The organism is Petrotoga halophila DSM 16923, from assembly GCF_002924615.1.
The window spans coordinates 30,215-50,611 of sequence record NZ_JALY01000131.1 but is presented as its reverse complement, the minus strand read 5'-3'; the positions used below and the strand labels follow the sequence as shown (position 1 = coordinate 50,611).

19 protein-coding genes are annotated in these 20,397 nt (G+C 34.9%); 3 read left to right on the top strand and 16 right to left on the bottom strand.

Translation table 11 applies throughout. The features are described from left to right. The first annotated feature begins 85 nt into the window (after positions 1-85). Complete coding sequence (locus AA81_RS06330; RefSeq protein WP_103898564.1) at positions 86-1,690, top strand: gamma-glutamyltransferase family protein; 1,605 nt, start codon at positions 86-88, stop codon at positions 1,688-1,690. Positions 1,691-1,767: 77 nt separating this feature from the next. Then, a complete protein-coding gene (locus AA81_RS06325; protein ID WP_169999639.1) occupies positions 1,768-2,970 on the top strand; it encodes an MFS transporter in 1,203 nt (400 codons plus the stop codon). Here AA81_RS06325 and rbsK read toward each other — a convergent pair. From rbsK to AA81_RS06270, 11 genes are all read right to left on the bottom strand, one after another. After that, positions 2,965-3,882 (bottom strand): ribokinase, encoded by a 918-nt coding sequence (rbsK, locus tag AA81_RS06320; RefSeq protein WP_103898562.1) that lies wholly within the window; start codon positions 3,880-3,882, stop codon positions 2,965-2,967. The two genes, AA81_RS06325 and rbsK, sit on opposite strands and share 6 nt — an antisense overlap. 57 nt (positions 3,883-3,939) lie before the next feature. Next, entirely contained in the window at positions 3,940-4,809 is an 870-nt protein-coding gene (gene rbsB / locus AA81_RS06315) for a ribose ABC transporter substrate-binding protein RbsB (RefSeq protein WP_103898561.1), read from the bottom strand. Positions 4,810-4,911: 102 nt separating this feature from the next. Beyond that, positions 4,912-5,811: an ABC transporter permease gene (locus AA81_RS06310; RefSeq protein WP_041534308.1), complete on the bottom strand. Its 900-nt coding sequence runs from the start codon at positions 5,809-5,811 to the stop codon at positions 4,912-4,914. A gap of 16 nt (positions 5,812-5,827) precedes the next feature. After that, entirely contained in the window at positions 5,828-7,318 is a 1,491-nt protein-coding gene (locus tag AA81_RS06305; protein ID WP_103898560.1) for a sugar ABC transporter ATP-binding protein, read from the bottom strand. Then, complete coding sequence (gene rbsD / locus AA81_RS06300; protein WP_103898559.1) at positions 7,318-7,713, bottom strand: D-ribose pyranase; 396 nt, start codon at positions 7,711-7,713, stop codon at positions 7,318-7,320. Before rbsD ends, AA81_RS06305 begins: the two co-directional genes overlap by 1 nt. A gap of 1 nt (position 7,714) precedes the next feature. Further along, entirely contained in the window at positions 7,715-8,698 is a 984-nt protein-coding gene (locus tag AA81_RS06295; protein WP_103078002.1) for a LacI family DNA-binding transcriptional regulator, read from the bottom strand. Positions 8,699-8,862: 164 nt separating this feature from the next. After that, positions 8,863-9,735 carry an ABC transporter permease gene (locus AA81_RS06290; RefSeq protein ID WP_103078001.1) on the bottom strand — a complete coding sequence of 291 codons (873 nt, stop codon included), beginning with the start codon at positions 9,733-9,735 and terminating at the stop codon, positions 8,863-8,865. Positions 9,736-9,751: 16 nt separating this feature from the next. Then, positions 9,752-10,807, bottom strand: a complete 1,056-nt coding sequence (locus AA81_RS06285; RefSeq protein WP_103078000.1) for an ABC transporter permease — start codon at positions 10,805-10,807, stop codon at positions 9,752-9,754. Then, positions 10,804-12,318 carry an ABC transporter ATP-binding protein gene (locus AA81_RS06280; RefSeq protein WP_103898558.1) on the bottom strand — a complete coding sequence of 505 codons (1,515 nt, stop codon included), beginning with the start codon at positions 12,316-12,318 and terminating at the stop codon, positions 10,804-10,806. Before AA81_RS06280 ends, AA81_RS06285 begins: the two co-directional genes overlap by 4 nt. A gap of 19 nt (positions 12,319-12,337) precedes the next feature. After that, positions 12,338-13,333 (bottom strand): BMP family ABC transporter substrate-binding protein, encoded by a 996-nt coding sequence (locus AA81_RS06275; protein WP_103898557.1) that lies wholly within the window; start codon positions 13,331-13,333, stop codon positions 12,338-12,340. A 239-nt stretch (positions 13,334-13,572) separates the two neighbouring features. Then, the gene (locus AA81_RS06270; RefSeq protein ID WP_103077997.1) at positions 13,573-14,955 is read right to left on the bottom strand and encodes an ADP-ribosylglycohydrolase family protein; all 1,383 of its coding nucleotides are present in this window, start codon (positions 14,953-14,955) and stop codon (positions 13,573-13,575) included. A gap of 88 nt (positions 14,956-15,043) precedes the next feature. Between AA81_RS06270 and AA81_RS06265 the strand changes: the two genes are divergently transcribed. Then, the gene (locus AA81_RS06265; RefSeq protein WP_169926238.1) at positions 15,044-15,754 is read left to right on the top strand and encodes a glycerophosphodiester phosphodiesterase family protein; all 711 of its coding nucleotides are present in this window, start codon (positions 15,044-15,046) and stop codon (positions 15,752-15,754) included. On the opposite strand, the gene lipS2 is transcribed toward AA81_RS06265, so the two are convergent. From lipS2 to glgD, 5 genes are read right to left on the bottom strand one after another with little or no spacing between them, the layout of a single operon-like run. Further along, positions 15,751-16,638: a LipS2 family lipoyl synthase gene (gene lipS2, locus AA81_RS06260; RefSeq protein ID WP_103898556.1), complete on the bottom strand. Its 888-nt coding sequence runs from the start codon at positions 16,636-16,638 to the stop codon at positions 15,751-15,753. The two genes, AA81_RS06265 and lipS2, sit on opposite strands and share 4 nt — an antisense overlap. 45 nt (positions 16,639-16,683) lie before the next feature. Continuing rightward, positions 16,684-16,971, bottom strand: coding sequence for a hypothetical protein (locus AA81_RS06255; RefSeq protein ID WP_041534063.1), 288 nt, complete (start codon positions 16,969-16,971; stop codon positions 16,684-16,686). A 1-nt stretch (position 16,972) separates the two neighbouring features. After that, positions 16,973-17,944, bottom strand: a complete 972-nt coding sequence (locus tag AA81_RS06250; RefSeq protein WP_103898555.1) for a DUF4899 domain-containing protein — start codon at positions 17,942-17,944, stop codon at positions 16,973-16,975. Between the two features lie 48 nt (positions 17,945-17,992). After that, positions 17,993-19,249 carry a glucose-1-phosphate adenylyltransferase gene (locus AA81_RS06245; RefSeq protein ID WP_012208735.1) on the bottom strand — a complete coding sequence of 419 codons (1,257 nt, stop codon included), beginning with the start codon at positions 19,247-19,249 and terminating at the stop codon, positions 17,993-17,995. Between the two features lie 13 nt (positions 19,250-19,262). Next, a complete protein-coding gene (gene glgD, locus AA81_RS06240; protein WP_012208734.1) occupies positions 19,263-20,384 on the bottom strand; it encodes a glucose-1-phosphate adenylyltransferase subunit GlgD in 1,122 nt (373 codons plus the stop codon). Between the last annotated feature and the right edge of the window lie 13 nt (positions 20,385-20,397).

Sequence of the window (20,397 nt, the reverse complement as noted above, 5' to 3'; positions counted from 1 at the left end):
ATCTACGCCCCTTTAATTTGTTTGCTTTCAATGGTATAATAGACTACGTTCCTTAAAATTAGATTAAAAGAAAGGGGTAGTTCAGATGTTTGATCCATTAAAATTTGCTTATCCATCAAGAAGGATCCCCATTTATGCGAAAAACGGAATGGTAACAACAACAAACCCATTAGCTTCTGAGATAGGTATAGATATTTTAAAAAAAGGTGGTAATGCCTTCGATGCGGCTGTTGCAGTGGCAGCAGGCTTGACCGTCTTGGAACCTACTTCCAACGGTATAGGTAGCGATGCCTTCGCTATACTTTACAAAGACGGTAAACTATATGGATTGAATTCCAGCGGATACGCTCCAAAAAATCTCACCTTGGAACTAATGAAAGAAAAAGGGTTTGAAAAAATACCTCCGTTTGGTTGGGAATCAGTAACTGTTCCAGGTGCTCCGGCTGCTTGGGCAACTTTGTCTGATAGATTTGGTGTCCTTCCTTTTGAAGACTTATTAGAACCATCCATAAAATATGCAAGTGAAGGTTTCCCTGTTTCGCCTGTGACAGCAAAATCATGGCAGAGCGCTTTTAAAAGGTATAAAAAAGAGTTTAAGGGAGAAATTTTTAAAACATGGTTTGAAGTATTTGCCCCGAATGGGAAGGCACCTGATGTTGGAGAAATTTGGGAATCAACTTATCACGCCGAGACTCTAAAATTAATTGCTGAGACAAAAGCAAAAAGTTTTTATTCTGGAGAGTTGGCAGAAAGGATGGTTACATTTTCAAAAAAGACGGGGGGCTACTTTTGCCAAGAAGATTTAGAAAGTTTTGAACCTATATGGGTAGAACCACTTAGTGTAAATTACAGGGGATTTGACGTATGGGAATTACCACCAAATGGACAAGGTATAATTGTTTTGATGGCTTTGAACATACTAAAAGGCTTTGAAATGAGATGTAAAGAAGATCCAGAAAGTTACCATAAGCAAATAGAAGCCTTAAAGTTAGCTTTTAGCGAAGGATTGAAATATATTACTGATATAGAAGAGATGAAAGTATCAGTAGAATCGCTTTTATCAGAAGAATATGCAAAAAAGCGAAGAAATCTTATAGGTGAATATGCACTATTACCAGAGGCTGGAGATCCATATTCCGGAGGAACGGTTTACTTTGCAACCGCGGATAAAGACGGAAATATGGTTTCTTTCATTCAAAGTAACTATATGGGATTTGGTTCTGGAATAGTAGTTCCAAATACTGGTATAAGCCTTCAAAACCGAGGAACAAGTTTTTCTTTGAATGAAGAGGATCACAACTGTTTAAAACCATTAAAAAGGCCATACCATACGATTATACCTGGATTTATAACCAAAGAGAACAAAGCGATAGGGCCTTTTGGAGTTATGGGAGGGTACATGCAACCACAAGGTCATCTACAATTTCTTAATAATTTTATTGATTTTCATTTGAATCCTCAGGCAGCTTTAGATGCTCCAAGATGGCAATGTGTAAAGGGCAAGGAAATTATGGTAGAAAAAGAATTTCCAAAGTATATCCTTGAGTCTTTAATAGATAAAGGTCATCAAATAGAAATTTCATTAAATCCTTCTAATTTTGGAAGGGGACAATTCATATATAGAACGGACGATGGTGTACTGATAGGGGGCACCGAACCAAGAGCGGATAGTAACATATCTTGCTTTTAAAAGAAATTTAATGTAAATTCCAAAAAGATTCTAAAAAATGGTGGTACAATATAGTTAGATAAGCTAACTATATTGAGGTGAGTAAACTGACGCAAAAGGTTATTAATCTGCTTATTTTTTCGTCCATAAGTAGCTCTTTTTGGGCAATTTATAGGGTTGTTTTTAATTTATTTTTAAGAGATTTGGGTTATACAAATCAGTTCATTGGTCGAATGACCTCTTTTGAGATGTTGGGTGCTGCCATCCTAGGGATCTTAATAGGGATCCTGGGGGATAGAATCGGAAAGAAAAAAATGATAATTATATCTTCCATAAGTTTTGGCATTCTATTATTGATCAGAAGTACGTTTCCCTATAAAAATATTTTATTAATCCTTGGATTTTTAAATGGTGGATTCATGACCTCTAGGAGATTACTTTTGGATTCTTATCTGATGGATGTTACCGATAGTTCAACTCGAGGAGCTGCTTTTGGATACAATTTTGCTATTTTTATGGCTAGCGGTGTTTTAGGGAATTTCGTAGGTGGTTTTATGGGAGAATATCTGGGTTTAGGGTTGACTCTTTACATAACAGGGATATGTTATGCCATATCACCCATATTATTAAGAAAATTACCCGAAAGCGTTAGAGATAAAAGAGTCACCCTTCAAAAAGTTTTAGACTTTTCCCAATACAACAAAGAAGAAAAATACATTTTAAAGTACTATCTTTTAAGAACGGCAGCAATATCTTTTGGAGCGGGATTGTTTGTCAATTTTGGGAATATTATATATAAAGACCTATTTAACATGTCCCCTTCTTTGATAGGTATATCTCTATCAATTGCACAATTTGGGGCCGCTGCTGGCTCTGCCCTTTCACCAGTACTTGGCAAAAGATTTGGCCCTTTTAAATATACGTTCATTTTAAATGGGATAGTTATTCCGTTGATTATAAGTTTGGGTTTTATCCGAAATCCTTTTATTTTTATTGGTATTTACGCTTTGAGATTCACTTTTATGAATATGACCAACCCTGTGGAAACATCCTCTGTTTTGAGTGCACTACCAAAGAACAGAGTCACATCGATATATAGCCTGAGGAATGCTGCCAATTTTTTGACAAGATCTTTGGCTGCTTTCATATTCGGAATCGTAAGTGTATTACCCAATGGTTATACTTATTTGTTCTTAATTAGCTCCGTGTTTTATACCGCGGCACTGATTTTTATGTATAAATTATTCGTTCCTTTGAGGAAAAACGGCATTTTACATCAGTTGTACAGTAATAATTCATGACAAACGCTTTAATACTACTTCTCTTTTAGGGATTGAAGACTGGGCTCCTTTTCTTTCAACAGAAATTGCGGCAGCGGTATTGGCAAAGTTAAGGCTTTTCTGTAAATCCTTTGTTTCTGAAAAGGCTACGGCAAAGGCTCCATTAAAGATGTCTCCAGCACCGGTACTATCAACTGGGTTTACTTTTAGGGGTTCAATTTTCCCTAAGTTTTCATCTTCATCAATGTATTTAACCCCTTTATCTCCCATCTTCACAATTAAATTTTTTACCTTACTAATTCTTTTAAATTCAAGCATTGATTTAGCAAGGTTGTTTTCGTCGAAATCTATCTTTTCTTTTTCACAAAGGAACATAAACTCTTTATCGTTGGGGTTTAAGAAATCTATACCGTTTAAACTTTCCATCTTTGTACTTCTAACAGGAGCGGGATCGTAAATAACAGTTATTCCTTTTTCTTTTAACTTAGAAATAGCATACTCAACGCTTTGGATGGGAATTTCATTTTGCAATAAACAAATATCTATTTCATCACCATATTTATCAAAAAACTTATCTATTTTCTCCTTATCCACCTTATCGTTAGCACCTGAGAAGATAATTATTCTATTCTCACCATTTTTATCAACCTCTATATAAGCTCTACCTGTTCTTTCATTCTTTTGCACGTAATAACCTTCTATTTTATACTTTTTAAAGTTTTGAGAAATTTGATTCCCATATTCGTCATCACCTAGGCAACTACAAAAGTAAACAGGCTTTTCAGATAACTTAGCAGCTGCAACGGCTTGATTTGCCCCTTTACCGCCAAAATAAAAGTCTAACGAAAGGGCTTTTTGGGTTTCTCCAGGAAGTGTAAAATGTTCAACGTTGAATACAATATCCATGTTACTGCTACCAATAACAGCGATCATTGGCCTATCTCTCCTTTGAATAATTTCAGTAAAAGGGGCATAACGCCCCTTTTTAAGTTATTTTGTTACTAATTGAAGTGGAACGGGGAAGTAAATTGTCTCTGTACTCAAATATTCATAAGCTTTTTCAACTGCCAGTTCTCCCATTTTGTAAGGTTGTTGAGCTATTGTTGCACTAAGTTCACCTTTTTCAACAGAAGCTAATGCATCGGGAGTGGCATCAAATCCCACAACAATGATGTCTTGTAACTTACCAGCAGCCTTTATTGCCTCCAATGCACCCAAAGCCATTTCATCGTTATGAGCAAAAACGGCGTCTACGTCTGGATAAGCCTGAAGTAGGTTTTCCATAACAGTTAATCCTTCAGCCCTATTGTAGTTTGCTGTTTGTCTGGCTACGACTTCAATACCAGGATATTTCGATATTTCTTCGTTGAAACCTTGGCCTCTTTCTCTTGCAGAAGAAGTTCCCGGAACTCCGACCAATTCTATGACTTTTCCTTTTCCTCCTAATTGTTCCGCAATGAAACTACCTGCCATCCTTCCTCCAGCAATGTTGTCTGAAGCTATGTGAACTAGAACTTTTCCACCATTTGCACTTCTATCAACAGTTATTACTGGGATTTTAGCGTCGTTTGCTTCTTCAATAGCTGCTACAATAGCGTCGCTGTCAGTAGGATTTACTAAAATCATGTCGACTCTTTGTAATATCAGATCTTCTATATCGTTTAGTTGCTTTGCTGGATCGTCTCGGGCATCAACTACCAACAGTTCTATCCCTAATTCATTAGCTTTATCTTCTGCACCGTTTACTAAGTCTACAAAAAATGGGTTGTTTAATGTTGAAACCGATAAACCTATCTTTACTCCAAAACTAAACGTTGAAACAAACAGTACTAACAAAACAAATACTAACACCTTTCTCATCTTTCTCTACCTCCTTTGATATGTTTTTCTCAGCGCCCTTCCCCCGCTCCCCACCCAACAGGAAAGTGGAAGCATTATCCCTTCGCCTATCGAAAAATGGTTTTATTCCTCTTTTTCTGAAAGAACAGCTAACAGTATTATGACTCCTTTAACTAAATCTTGATAAAATGGGGAAATATTCATCAAGTTCATTCCGTTGTTAATTGTTCCCAGAAGAAGGGCACCAAACAACGTTCCTAACACTCCACCTTTTCCTCCAGCTAAACTTGCTCCGCCCAAAACGACTGTTGCTATTGCGTCAAGTTCATACCCTTGTCCAAAAGTGGCTTGAGCACTGTTCAATCTTGCTGTCAAGATTATGGCGCTGATCGCACTAAAAAGTCCGCTCAACATGTAAACAACGGTTTTATATCTATCTACGTTTACTCCACTGAGTTTCGTGGCTTCCTCATTTCCTCCAATTGCGTATATATACAATCCCAACTTTGTTTTTTTCAGTATGTAAAGGGAAAGAAAAAATATACCTAACATGATCAAAATGGGCACTGGTATACCAAATATATCCCCTCTGCCCAAAAATCTAAAACTATCGGGGAAAAGTGATATGGGGATTCCTTCAGTGTATGCTAAGGTTAAACTCCTTCCTATAGCCATTGTAGCTAATGTTACAATGAAAGGCTGAATCTTGCCTTTCGATATGACAATTCCATTAAATGCCCCTATCGCTGCGCCAATTAATAAGCCTACAATTATTCCTAATAGGACTCTTCCATCTTTGACTATGGAAGCCATAACAACAGCACTAAAAGCAAAGGTTGAACCAACAGATAGATCTATTCCTCCAGAAATTATTACAAGTGTCATTCCGAAACCGAGTATAGCCATTATTGAAACTTGTCTAATGACATTAACGATATTATAGAGATTAAAAAAACTGTCTGTAAAAATTGAAAGTACCACAAACAAAATGATAAAACCAACAAGGGCAGGATTTTTTCTCATAAAAACTAAGAGAGATTTAAACAATTTCAACCAACCCCATTCCAGCTTTTAGTATTTTTTCTGGTGTCATTTCTTCCTTTTCCAATAAAGCTGTTTTTCTTCCTCTGTGCATTATCAGAACTCTGTCACATAACCCCAAAATTTCCGGAATCTCTGAAGTCACTAATATCACTCCCATTCCTCTATTAGCTAAATCGTTTATAAGCTTATAAACTTCTATTTTAGCTCCAACGTCTATTCCTCGAGTAGGTTCTACAAGGATCGCAATTTTTGGTTGTTTCAACAAAAATTTTGCTAATACAACCTTCTGTTGGTTTCCGCCAGATAAATTTTTCACCTTCTGTTTGTCAGACGATACTTTTATATTATATTTTTTGATCTGATTTTTAGTCTCTTCTATAGCTTTTTTCCAATCAATATTGAAAATAGGAGCGAATTCTTCAGCATTTGGAATAGTTATGTTATCAACAACAGTCAGTAGCTGGACAAGCCCTTGAGATTTTCTGTCCTCAGGAACCAAAACTATACCTTTTTTTAAAGCTTGAGAGGGAGTCTTAAGCTCTTCTATCTTTTGTTCATCAACAATAAAGTTTTTGAAAGTTGATTTGTATGCTCCGAAAAGTCCTAATGCTAGTTCTGATTTTCCACAACCAACCAATCCTGTTATTCCAAATATTTCCCCTTCTCTAACTTCAAAAGAAAGTGGGTAAACCTTACCAGGAATTTCAAATTCCTCAACTTTTAGGGCAATTTTATCTCTTACCTTATTAAATTTAGGGAACATATCTTTTATTTCCCTTCCTACCATCATCTTTATCAGGTCATCTTGGTTTAGTTCTTCTAAATTTCCAAAACCTACCAATTTACCATCTCTAAGGACGGTTACTCTATCAGCTATTTGATATACTTCTTCAAGTTTGTGGGTTATAAAAATAATAGAAATACCTTTTTCTCTAAGATCCCTCATAACCTTAAATAAAGTACTTGTTTCGTGTTCGGTAATTGTAGCGGTAGGCTCGTCCATAACGATAATTTCGGCTTGTGATGCTATAGCCTTCGCAATTTCCAACAACTGTTTTTCTGATACGTTTAGATTAGAAACCTTTGTTTTCGGGTCGATATCAAAATCAAGCATATTCAGATATTTTTTTGCTTCGATAGCCATAGATTTAAAATCGATATTTAAGTAATTGCCTTTCTCTTTTCCTAAAAATATATTTTCAGCAATCGATAAATTTTCAGCAAGCATTAATTCCTGGTGTATTATGGCTATTCCTCTTTTTTTAGCTTCTATCGGCGATCGAAAGATTACTTTTTCCCCATTTAAAATTATCTCGCCGCTATCTGGCTGATAAATTCCACCAAGTATTTTGATTAACGTACTTTTGCCGGCTCCGTTTTCCCCGAGCAGGGCATGTATTTCTTTTTCTTTTAAGTTGAAACTGACTTTGTCAAGTGCCACAACCCCTGGGAAGGTCTTTGTAATATCTACCATCTCTAATAACATTAAAAAATCACCCCTGAAATCAATATAATGTTTGAAAAGGGTGTACATTCTCCAGTTCTTATAAAAAATTTGGAATTTTTTGCCACATCTTTAAACTCTTCATGTGATTTTTTCTCTATCTCAATATTTGAAAATATATCGATCACTTTTTGATAATTTTTAAGATTATTTGCTTCCATCTCATCAGCAATAATTACTTTCTCAACTTCTAATTCGCATAAAACTATTTTGATAGTATCAATAAAATTTGGTATACCTTTATCAAAAACTAAGTCAACAAATGTGGCATCTTTAGGTATTGGATAACCCATATCAACTATACTTAACATATCTTTATGTCCCATTGAAGCAACAAAGTATGATATCTGAGAATTGAATATGCCTTGCTTTTTCAACTTAATTTCTCCTCCTCGTACTTTCTCGAATTATTATTTCGTTCTCAAACTGTTTTACAGGAGTGTGATCTGATTTCCTTGAAAGTATTGTAAAGATCATTTCTCCGGCCGTTTTTCCCATTTCATAAATAGGTTGTTTCACAGTAGTTAAGGGTGGAGAGAACATTTTACTAAAAGCAATGTCATCGTATCCAGTAACGCTTACATCATTTGGCACTTTCAAGCCCTTTGATTTAAAATGTTCTATAACTCCATAAGCCAACAAATCATTTGCACATACTACAACGTCGGGAAGATTTTTAATCTTTTTAGCCACCGAAAGCCCCGATTCATGGGTGTACTCTCCCTCGTATATTTTGTAATCTATCTTATATTCATTTGCAAAATCTTGGAAGGCTCTTAATCTTTCAGCTGCGCTGAATATTTCTTTTTGGCCGCTTATAAATATGAATTTTCTGTGATTTGAATTGTATAGGTATTCCAGTAATTTATACATTGCGTTGTAGTTGTTTGAACAAACGTAAGAGAATTTATTGTTTTTAATGACCCTGTCTATGAAAACGGTTTTAACATTCCTATTTATGAGATTTTCAACATGGTCACCTATGCCTGAGTACAAAATCCCATCGACTTTCTTTTCGATTAATGTTTTAAATAATTTTTTTTCTTCAACAATGTTGTTATCCGAATTGCATATCATCAAAGAAAAGCCTTTTGATCTTAGAAAATCTTCTGCTCCTCTTACTATAGTTGCAAAAAAGGGGTTGGCAATATTTGGGATGATTATACCTATTGTCTTTGTGTATCCAACTCTTAAACTCCTGGCAAGAGAATCAGGATAATAATTAAACTTTTCAATTGCCTTTAAAACTTTTTCTTTCGTTTCTTTTTTTACCGGTAAGGAACTGTTTACCACCCTTGAAACAGTTGATATGGAAACCCCCGCTTCTTTTGCTATATCTTTTATAGTTATTTGTTTATTCATAAAAACCACCTTGTTACAATTATTATGCAAACGTTTTCGAAACTGCTTGTTTTAAGTATATCTCTAAATAATTTAAATTGCAAACTTGATTATGGGGGATTAGAAGAAATTAGACGGAATTATAGTCGATTAACTTGATTTTTCTTTTGTTTTCTTAATTTTATTCATTTTTCTTCTTTACTTTTGTTGGAACTGTATAAGAATAAGACTACCAAAGTGATCAAATAAGGTAACATGGAAGTGATTTGTGGTGGAATATTGAAGTTTTGAAGGGTGAAAGTTACACTCTCAAAAAATCCGAACAGTAAAGACATTAAAAGTATTCCTAAAGGACGACCTTTTACCAAGATTATTATAGCCAAAGAGATCCATCCTCTACCGTTTGACATATTTTCACTGAAAAGGGTAACATAGCCTAAGGATAAGTATGTTCCACCCATGGAAGAAAGTATACCTGAAAGTAGTATAGAGGTAAATTTCATTTTATTAGGGTTAATGCCTAAAGATCTTGTGGTTTCTGGATCTTCCCCTGTTGCTCTAAGTCTGAGACCGAATTTCGTGTGAAATATTATAACTTCTAGCAACAAAGCTAAAAGTATTGATACGTAAACAATAAAGGGATGATTGTTCAATATTTGTGAGAGTATAGGAATTTGATTTAAAATAGGTATATCCCATGTTGGAAGAGATTCTATCCTTGGAGATATGAAAGCACCTTTTACATCGAAGATGTTCCTTAAAAGATACGTAGTTCCGCCCAAAGCGAGCATATTTATACCAATACCAGTTAAGAATTCGTCTGTTTTAAGAGACAACGCAAATGCTGAAAAAATCAGAGCAACAACAGCTCCGGAAATCACTGCAAACAACATACCCATTGCCCAACTTTGAAAAAGATAGCTTCCCAAAACTCCGAAAAAAGCCCCGATGAGCATCATACCTTCCATAGCAATGTTGAATACGTTAGCGTAATAGGTAAAAGTCCCCCCCAACGCTGCAAGGAGTATAGGAGTTGCGCTACTAAAACTGTCTCTAATTAATAAAGAAATTATATTAGTCAGAGGATTTCACCACTCTTTTTGCTTTCAGAGAAGCCTTGATTTTATCGCTGTAGTAAGATATCGTACTCCTTGTTGAGACAACCAATAAAACGATTATAGCCTGAAGAACCATTGTGAATTCAGAAGGTATGAATACCTCGAATTCCATACCTATCCCACCTGCTTTAAGAAATCCGAAGAATACGGCAAAAACAGATGTTTCAATCACTCCGTTACCCCCCACTATGGCAAGCATTACTCCATCCCAACCGTAGTTTGCTCCGATTCCTTTAATAAACCTATGTTGAGTTCCACCCAATATCAACAAAGCCCCCGCTAATCCGGAAAGGAACCCTGTGTAAAACATAACCCAGATTAAATTTTCTTCATTTTTACATCCGCCAATCTTTGAAAAGTCATAATTATGTCCCATCATCCGCCATTCGTAACCTTTTTTTAGATAAGTTACAACAAAAAATGAAACAAAGACCATAAAAATCGCTATGAAAAAACTTATATTTATTCCGTTTATAGTGGGAAGAAAAAATTCTCTTTTTATCATATGAGTGGCAGGAACGTACGATTTTTCATCCAAAAATGGATATGTTGCCAGGTACAAGGTCAAGTAATCTGCTATGAAATTCAACATCAAAGTGGTTATAAATTCATCCATTTTGTAATACTTTTTTAGTACACCAGCCAAGCCACCATATAAACCACCAATGATACCAGAAATTATCAAAATAACAAATATCCCCAATACTCCTGGTATGGGTAGATAGTATCCCAAAAGTGCGGCGGTCAAGGCTCCGACAATCAATTGTCCTGGTTCTCCAAGGTTCACCACATTTGAACTGAACGCTATCGCTGCAGACATGCCCGTTAATATCAATGGGGTAGCGTTGTTTAAGGTCGAAGAAAGAGAAAACCATGAAGCTAATCCGTAATTAAATAATGCTCGATAAGCATCGATAGGCGAATTTCCCTGAAGTTTAATCAGAACCGCAGCTGCAAGAAAAGATAAGGCTATACCAACGATTCCTGTTAATATTTTATTTAAACTTTTCATAGTTTAGCCCCCAGCATGTACTCTCCCACTTCTTCTTTTGAATGGATGTTGGGGTCCAATTCAGCAACTATTTCCCCTTTTCGTAAAACGTACAACCTATCGCACATAGATAAAAGTTCATCCAGATCTGCAGAGATCAACAAAATCCCTTTTCCTTTTTTTCTCATCTCAAGGATAACGTTATGAACATATTCGATTGAACCAACATCTAATCCTCTGGTTGGCTGGTCCAAAAGCAAAAATGGTGCATCGAGGCTGAATTCACGCGCAACTATTAATTTCTGCTGATTACCTCCCGAAAGACTTTTAGGAACATCGTTTATACTTCTTGAAAGGATGTTGTATTGATTGATCAAATCTTTCGCAAATTTTTTAGCCTTTTTCCAATCCATGATATATTTAAATTTTGATAATTTTTCGCCTAAGTGGTGAGTCATGGAAAGATTTTCTGTTAAAATGGCATTCAAAGCTAATCCGTATCTTTTTCTGTCAGCAGGGATATAACTTATTAGTCTTCTTCTTTTTCTGATGGGGAGCTCTGTGATATTTTGATCTTCTATAAATATTTTTCCGTGGTGCGGATAAATTTCACCAATTATTGTTTGTACGATCTCGTATTGACCATTGCCTTCAACGCCTGCTAAACCCACTATTTCACCTGATCTAATGACAATATTGATGTTTGACAATAGATTTATCTTTGTTTTATTAGAAGCAACAGTCAAATTTGCACATTTAAAAATTTCTTTACCTGGTTCTTTTGGAACCTTCTTCACTGTTAGCATAACCTCTTTACCCACCATCATTTTTGCCAATTCACCTTTTGAACGTTTTTCGTTCTTTAAAGTTGAGATAATTTTTCCTCTTCTCATAACTGTTATAATATCTGAGATTTCCAATACTTCTTCCAATTTATGACTGATAAAAACAATAGTTTTGCCAGTATCTCTAATATTTCTAATCTCTTTGAATAGTTGTTGAGTTTCTTGAGGTGTTAGTACGGCTGTTGGTTCATCAAAAATCAGCGTGTCAACCTTTCTGTACAGCAATTTTAGGATCTCCACTTTTTGTTGGGCTGCGACAGAGAGGTTAGAAGTAGTTGCTTGTAGATCGACAGACAGATTAAATTTTTTGGTAATCTCTTCTAATTCATTTAATATTTTTTCTTTATCTAAGAAGCCGAAATTTTTTGTCTTTTCCAAACCCAAAACAACGTTCTCGTATACCTTAAAAGAAGGAACGAGCATAAATTCTTGGTGAACCATACCTATACCAAGTTTGATAGCTACGTTTGGGTTAGTTATTTTTTGTTCTTGATTATTGATAAAGATCTCACCACTAGACGGAGGCACCATACCGTATAAAATCTTCATCAATGTACTTTTTCCGGCTCCGTTTTCGCCTATAATAGAGTGAATTTCTCCTTTTTCTAAGGAGAAATTCACTCCTTCTAAGGCTAAAACATCAGGTGGGTATATTTTATATATATTTCTTATTTGTATATATGACATTTAAACCACCTACGGATGATTATTCTCTATACTCTTTGACCACAATCTTTCCATCCGCAACATCTTTCTGAACCTGTAATATTTTTTCTACAGTTTCTTTCGGAAGAATCTGATATGTGTATTCATCGATTGCTAATCCTACCGCTCCGGCTTTTAATCCGAGTTTGTACAACGTGCCGGGTTCATATCTTCCATCTACTATGTCTTTAAAAACTAGTTCAATGGATTTTCCAACTTCTTTAAGATCGCTGGTGATCACATGACCTGGGGCAAGACCATTTTGATTTGAATCTACGCCAATAGCATATTTTCCTTCTTCTTGGGCTGCTTGTAAAACTCCCGATCCTGTTAAACTTGCGATTTGAAATATTACATCCACACCCTGAGAATAAAGTTGTAAAGCGGCTTGTTTCCCTTTTGCAGGATCATCCCAACTTCCCACGTATATCGTTCTTACTTCAATTTCCGGATCTATGTAATGTGCCCCTTGTTCATAACCATATACAAAGGATCTTATTACTATATCGTCATCTCCACCTACTGCTCCTATTAGTTTTTGAGGGTTTATTCCTTCCAATTCCGTCATTGTTGTAACGATACCTGCTACAACTCCAGCTATGAAAGCCCCTTCTTCTTCAATGAAATCAACGTTTGATATTATACCCTGTTCATCTTCGACTACGGTGTCAATATTTACGAATATCTTATTGGGAAATTGTGTTGCTATGGTTTTTAATTCTTCTTCAAAACCATAAGAGATTACAAATACAACATCTGCCCAATTTGCAGCTGTGAGTAAACTTGGATAATAGAGCGAAGGATCAAAGTTGCATTCAATTACCCTTGTTTGAACCCCGTAATCATTCTCCAGTTGTTTTATGCCAGCATAACCGGAATCATAAAAGGATTGATCCCCAAGGGAACCGTTTATTACGTAAGCGACCTTTTGTGGTGCTGCAAAAACTGTGAAAGAAAAGAGAATAACAATGAACACAAAAAATGTGAATCTTTTCATTTTTTACACCTCCCGTACGATTTATTGTACTGACTTTATGAACTTTGAAATCTACGTTAGCGCCCTTCGCCCCGCTCCCCACCCATAATCTTTAAGGGGCTTGGCCCCTTAAGAACCCCAAGTTCAAGATCAAAATCATTTAAAAACATTGTTTGCTCACTGCGGCAAACAGGGCTCCGCCGTGTACCCCTTTTAAAGTCAAAATCTTATTTTTGAAAATCTTTTTATTGCTAAAGTGTTCACGATTTATTAATACCATTTTGGGCGCTTAATTGAAAAGTCCATTGGGCTAAAGTGGAAATTTGGATCTTTGAAAAATCTGGTAAATAGGTTTCCAACGTGTCTTTCAAAGGGGATGACCAATAAGTCGGAAAATCGTTTGCACCATATATGATACCTAATATCGTACCTACCTCACCAGCATTACAATCAACGTCATAACCGAAAGAAGAAACGATCTTCATGGTTTTATCAAAATCCCCTTCTCCAAACCATAAAGAAGTTAAAATCGAGGCAGTATTTGGATACAGATGAACCCAATTATAACTTTGGAAATACTCCTCTGTTTTTCTAAGGACGCTGATCCAATCATTATTTGTTTGGCAATATTTTACTACATTATCTACGACTTTTTTAAATTCAGTATTTTTTGGAATATAATCCAATGATTTTTCGATTATTTTTCTTGGATCTTTTTCAGAAAAAGCCAAAGATGTCATAACAGCACTATGTACGCCACCGTATATACCGTTACCACTGTGAGATACCTGTGAATCTATAAACGCTAACTTTGCGGCATTATATGGATCGCCTGGTTGCAATAAACCATGAACCATGCATCTCATCTGTGCTCCTATCCATTCTTGAAATGGATTATTAAAAAATCCTGACTCGGGTGGGAATATTCCTCTTTTAATATTTTCAAGAGCTATCAACTCAGCACTCCATCCAAATGGTATGTAGGATATCCAATTTTTTGCTAAATCCTTTGAAGAGATCTCTTCCCCCTTCTCTTCGTAAGTTTTGAGAAAAATTAATTCATAGGTTACATCGTCGTTAATCGTTGAAACTTCACCTATGTAAGTACCCAATTGTTCAGAATATGTTTCTTCCAACTCATCATGGGTGTATCCTTCAAGTTTGGTTCCCATAGATCCACCTGCAAGTTGGCCTAACCAACCACCATAAATCTTGTCTTTTAGATTATCAATATTATTACACTTTAGCCTAGGAAAAGAGTTAGAGATATCTTTCCATTCCAAAGGTCTATCAAACTTTTCGTATGCGTTATTGTACATTGAATCGGCTTTGGAAAGAGAAAAGAAAATTTCTGAGGTTATAGCCTTTAATTTAGAGTAATCTTTATTTTCTAATGCTTCGAAGCCTTTATCCAGCAGCAACTCCGCTTGGTTTACGTTTTTTCCCATATTTTCTAAAGATTGGACTGCACCAACGATGAGAGATTCTGGGGCGTTAGAACCTGGAACTTTACTATCCCAAAGGGTTACTAATATCTCTTTTGAGAAAACATTCATTTTTTCTACGTCTTCCCATTTTTCGATGTGATCTTTTTTTGGTTTTGCGTTTCTTCTTCTATTAAATTCGTTTTCCCATGCCTTCATAATTTTTCTCCTTTCTTGAAACAAGAGGAGCTCTAATGATATAATTATTTTATCACATTAGTTGCTTAGGAGGATGATTAAAAAAATTATGAATGAATTTCTGATTTTAGGGCATAGGGGGTACAGGGCAAAATTTGTCGAAAATACGATCGAAGCTTTTAAAAAAGCCAGAGAATATGGTGCCGATGGTATTGAATATGATTCGAGATTAACTAAAGATGGAACGTTGGTTGTTCTTCATGACGATAATATTAACAACAGAAAGTTGAAGAAATTAACTTACGAGGAGTTAAAACAAATACATTTTAAAAATGGAGAGACCATTCCAATGGTCGAAGAAGTTATCTCTAATTTAGATGAGCAAGCTATTCTTAATTTAGAAATCAAAGAAGTTGAGGCGGCTGTTCCTTCCTACGTAATAACTAAAAGAATGAATGCAATTGATCGAACCCTATTTTCTTCTTTCAAAATTGACGCTTTGAGAAAGGTCAGAAGTTTGGATAAAAGTGCAAAAGTTGGATTACTGATTGAATATGATCCTTTAAAATACGTAGATGAATTGAATAAAGAGATCGATCTTTATTCTTTGAATCTTTGGATAGATGCTTTAAAAGATAATATAGAAATTTCTAAAGAGTTCTTGCATAAATGGAAAGAAAAAGGTTTGAAGATATTTTTATGGACGGTGAACGATCCCAAGGATTTACACACATTCAAAGGTTTATACGACGGTATAATTACCGACGAGGTTGAAAAAATAGTTGAAGTAAGAAGACAAATCGCAAAAGAGAAACTTTAGAGATGAATCTTTCGGGGAATGGGTACGTTGTATAGCTCTTCTGCTGGTTTTTCATTGTAAAAAGGACGTGTACACCATGGACATCCCGAGGTTTTTTTAGTTTCTTCCATATCTACTTTCACTTCTGGCAATTTTTGAAGGTTACCTTTCGAATCAAAGAGAAAATCAGCTTTTTCCACCTCGTATTTTAGGATGATTTCTCTGGCGATCTGGATTTTTCTGTACCTAGATAAAGAAGGAGGTAAAAGATTTTCAAATTTTGTACCCTTTATGGGGGTAAAAGAAAACAGACTTACCAATATCTTAAACTTTTTCATTTTTAATAAAAACTCTATAATATTTTCGTCAGTTTCTCCTAATCCCACGATTATGTGTGTTGTAATTCTATTAGGGAAATCATTTGAAGCATTTATGAGCATTTTTTCGTAGAATTCGTATCTACCGCCTCTGATTTTTGAGAAAAGTTCTTTGTTTGCTACATCTATAGCCATTCCAACCCTATCAACGTTGTACTTTTTAAACAAGGTTCTAACTTCTTCAATATTTCTTGGCCTTATAGAAACAGAGATAGGTATTTCTGTTTCTTCCAAGAAAGATAATAATTCGTTTAATTCGTTCCAATAATCTAAAGAAGAAACAACTTGGATACATATACGTTTGAATTTTGTTGGGATGAAGATATTTTTAAAAGTTTCTACAGATATTTCAGGCCATTTAATTCTTGATAATAGATCTGTGTTACTTTGAGCATTCCTGGCTTGTGCACAATAAGAACAGTTGAAAAGGCACTTTTCCCCGATCATGAGATAAGCTGTGTAGTTTGGAAAGTCAATTTTTCCTTTTTTTAAACCGAGTTCTACAGCTGTAGCATAGGATAAACGCAATTTAAATATTCCTCCATTCACCTATTGTTTCGATATATTTGTTACTTAGCGTGTATTTTCGATGTATACGAAGTCATATCCCTTATATTCAAAAACATGAATAGTCGCTTCTTTCGTTGTTGTCGATATTGTTTGTTTAATTTCATAACTATTCAAAAACTCTTGAGGCGTTAACGCAAAGATTTCTTCCACTTCATTTATTAATTCAAAGGCTTCTGTGATTTCCTTTTCTTTCAAATTTCTGTATTCAAGGATCCGATAGGCATATTCATATGAAAGCACAGAAAAGATCAACGTTGGGATCATAATAACAAAAGTCAACACTACTTTCAAATTAGAACGACCCCAGAAGTATAATAATTAAAATTATCAAAAGTATACCTATTATTGAGAAACCAGCTATTATCAGTACATCTAATGAACCTATTTTTTTATCAATAGGTATACTTTTATCATTTTTCATTTGGACGTATAAATCTCCGATAGTTTTTGTTTCGTTTTCGTGTTCAGTTTTTTCTTGAGACTTTCTTAAAATTTGAAGTCGATTTTGGTCTACTGAAACCTTTAACTCTCTATGAACTACCGCTTTACCCAAAACCCCATTCCCTAGATCTACTTTTAAAAATATATAGTCGCTTGAAGGAATCAACTCTTTAGATATAATTTTTCCCTCGACTACTTCTCCCATTTTTTTTTCGCCTTCATTTTTATTTTCAATTGGTAAAACTATTATAGGTTCACCTATATCCAATTTAGAAACGGAATAACCTTCTATGGGGTCTATTATTGGATAGATTTCGGTTGCATTTTTAACGTCTTCTCTAGTTAAGTATTCTTTTAAACCTTCTTCACCTTTTTCTTTAACGGCTGTTATCCAGGTTAGATCCTTATAATCAAATTTTTGGGCTACAAGCTTGATCTTTGTATCTCCAGACCATTCACTTAAAATATCGCTCAAAATTGATTTTAAAACATAAACATCTTCATCTTCTATAGCCATAAAGATTTTTGTCCCTGTGACCTCGAATTTCATTTTTTTTAGCATGCTGTAGAAGTAGGCTTTGAACTGAGTTAAAAGGTTATTATTTTTTTCCTTAGACAATTGATAATACAGCATATCGATGTCTGATTTAAAATCGAGATAATCTTTTGTTATATCAGGAAGATCTATTTCTCTAAGTTGAGCCCTACTCAACAAAAGAACATTAAAATAGGGGGTTTGAGCCTTTTTACCAAACATATATCCCACATACGTTTCACCAGTTAAATTTGAGGTTGCTAAAAATTTTAATGCATAAAAGTCCATATTTTTTCCCCTTTTCTTGAATATACGTTTTTTCTAAAAATTTTTTGTTCACTTTGATATTCCTTCCCCACTTTTTATTTCTTCCACATCATAATCATTTAAATCTATCTCGTTGTCTATTACACAATTTTTCCCTATTATCATCTTGTCTTTTATCTTCGAGTTGAAGCCTATTACAGTTATATCTGAATTATAGATCTTTTTATCGACTTTTGATTCTGAAAATTTGCCTTTTCCTATCTCAACCGAATCACCGATAATAGTGTTTTCAGCAATAATTGTTTTTTCTATATACGAATTTTTGCCGATAAATACGTTATTCATTATTATGGAATCTTTTACATAAGTTCCCTCTGAAACGGTTACCCCCTGGAAAATTACTGAATTTTCAACTGTACCATATATTTCTGATCCTTCACTAACAAAGCTTTTTATTACACTAGATCCCTTTGCAATGAAAGCAGGTGGTAACTCTTCCGATTGAGTGTATATTTTCCAATTTTCATCATGAAGGTCTAACGGAGGCAAGGGAGAAATTATCTCAAGATTACAGTCAAGATAAGATTCTAAAGTTCCAACGTCTCTCCAATACCCTTCAAAGTTGAAAGCATACAGTTGAGAATTTTCTACTAGCGATTTGGGAATAATATTTTTTCCAAAATCATGTTCAGAAGTATTATCTTTGGCATCTCTTATTAGAGCATCTTTTAGAAAATTCCATTTGAATACATATATACCCAAAGAAGCCAAGGTTCCTCTTGGTTCTTTGGGCTTTTCTTGAAATTCGATTATTCTATCGAAAGGGTCAGTGACCATTATACCAAATCTATGTGCTTCGCTCACTGGTACTTCCATACAGGCTATAGTACCATCGGCATCTTTTTCTATATGATAATCTATTATATCGTTGTAATCCATTTTATATACATGATCCCCTGACAACAGTAACACAAAATCAGGTTTATACCTTTCTATGAATTCTATGTTTTGATAAACCGCATCGGCTGTTCCTTGGTACCAAGAAGTTCCTGATCTGCTTAGATAAGGGGGCAAAATATGTAAACCTCCGCCTTTTATGTCCAAGTCCCAGGGTTTTCCTATCCCCAAATGTTCTACTAGCCTATGTGGCATATATTGAGTGACAACACCTACTGTATTTATATTTGAATTAACGCAATTACTTAAAGTGAAATCGATCATACGATATTTTCCACCGAAGGGTACGGCGGGCTTTGCTAAATTGTTTGTAATTACCCCAAGTCTTGTTCCTTGACCTCCAGCTAAAATGATAGCTAAAACACGCATTTCAATGCCTCCTTTATAGAACAGCCCCTTTTTCTATAACGTTGATCTCGTTACCTATGCCTTCCAACTTTCTCCCTGATCTTATCCTTACGTTTTTATCAATTATTGTCTTTCTAATTACACTTCCTTCCTCTAAATAACTTCCTTGAAGTACTATACAATTTTCTATTACTGAACCCGCTCCAACGTACACATCCCTAGAAAGGACAGAATTTCTAACAACTCCATTTATTATACAACCATCAGATATAAATGAATTGGAGACTTCGGCGTTAACGTTAATCTTCGGTGGGACCGAATCTTTGAGCTTAGTATATATTTTTCTTTCTGGTGAATAAAACAATTCATTTCTGACCTCTTCTTTTAGAATATCCATATTAATATTATAATAATCTTCCACAGATTTTTTTATATTTTTCCAATAACCATCAAAATCGTAAGAAAAAACTCTCATCCTGGATAAATTGGGAATGATTATATCTTTTAATAGATCGAATTTACCGTTTGATACGTTGGCATATAGAATTTCCATCAAAAATGCTTTGTTTATAAAATACACACCTAAAAAAATCTTATCAGAGCGATATTGGGAGTCCTTTTCATAGATTTGTGTGATTCTGTTATTTTCGTCTGTAATGACTTGTCCATATTGGCTAAAATTTACTCCCTCTTCTACAGTTTTTGTTAGCAACGTAATATCTGCGCCGTTTTTTACATGGTATTTAAAAAGCGGTCTAAAATCAATATTATATATATGATCTCCAGAACCAATTAAAACAAAATCTTCGTATGATCTTCTCAAAAAGGTCAAATTTTGAAATATTGCATCCGCTGTTCCTTCATAGTACATTTTATGACTTTGAGGGCTTATAAATGGCTGAAGTATGAATAATCCCCCTCTTTTTCTATCCAAGTTCCATTCTTTACCGCTTCCCAAATGATCCATGAGAGACCTAGGATTGTATTGAGTAAATACTCCTACGTTTGTGATGCCAGAATTTACCATATTACTTAACGTAAAATCTATTGCTCTGTACTTACCAAAAACAGGAACGGCTGCACTAGTTCTTTTTAAAGTTAATTTATCTAAATTATCTTTGGTGGATCCAGAAAGAATAAGACCTACAACCCTCATAAACCTCACCTCT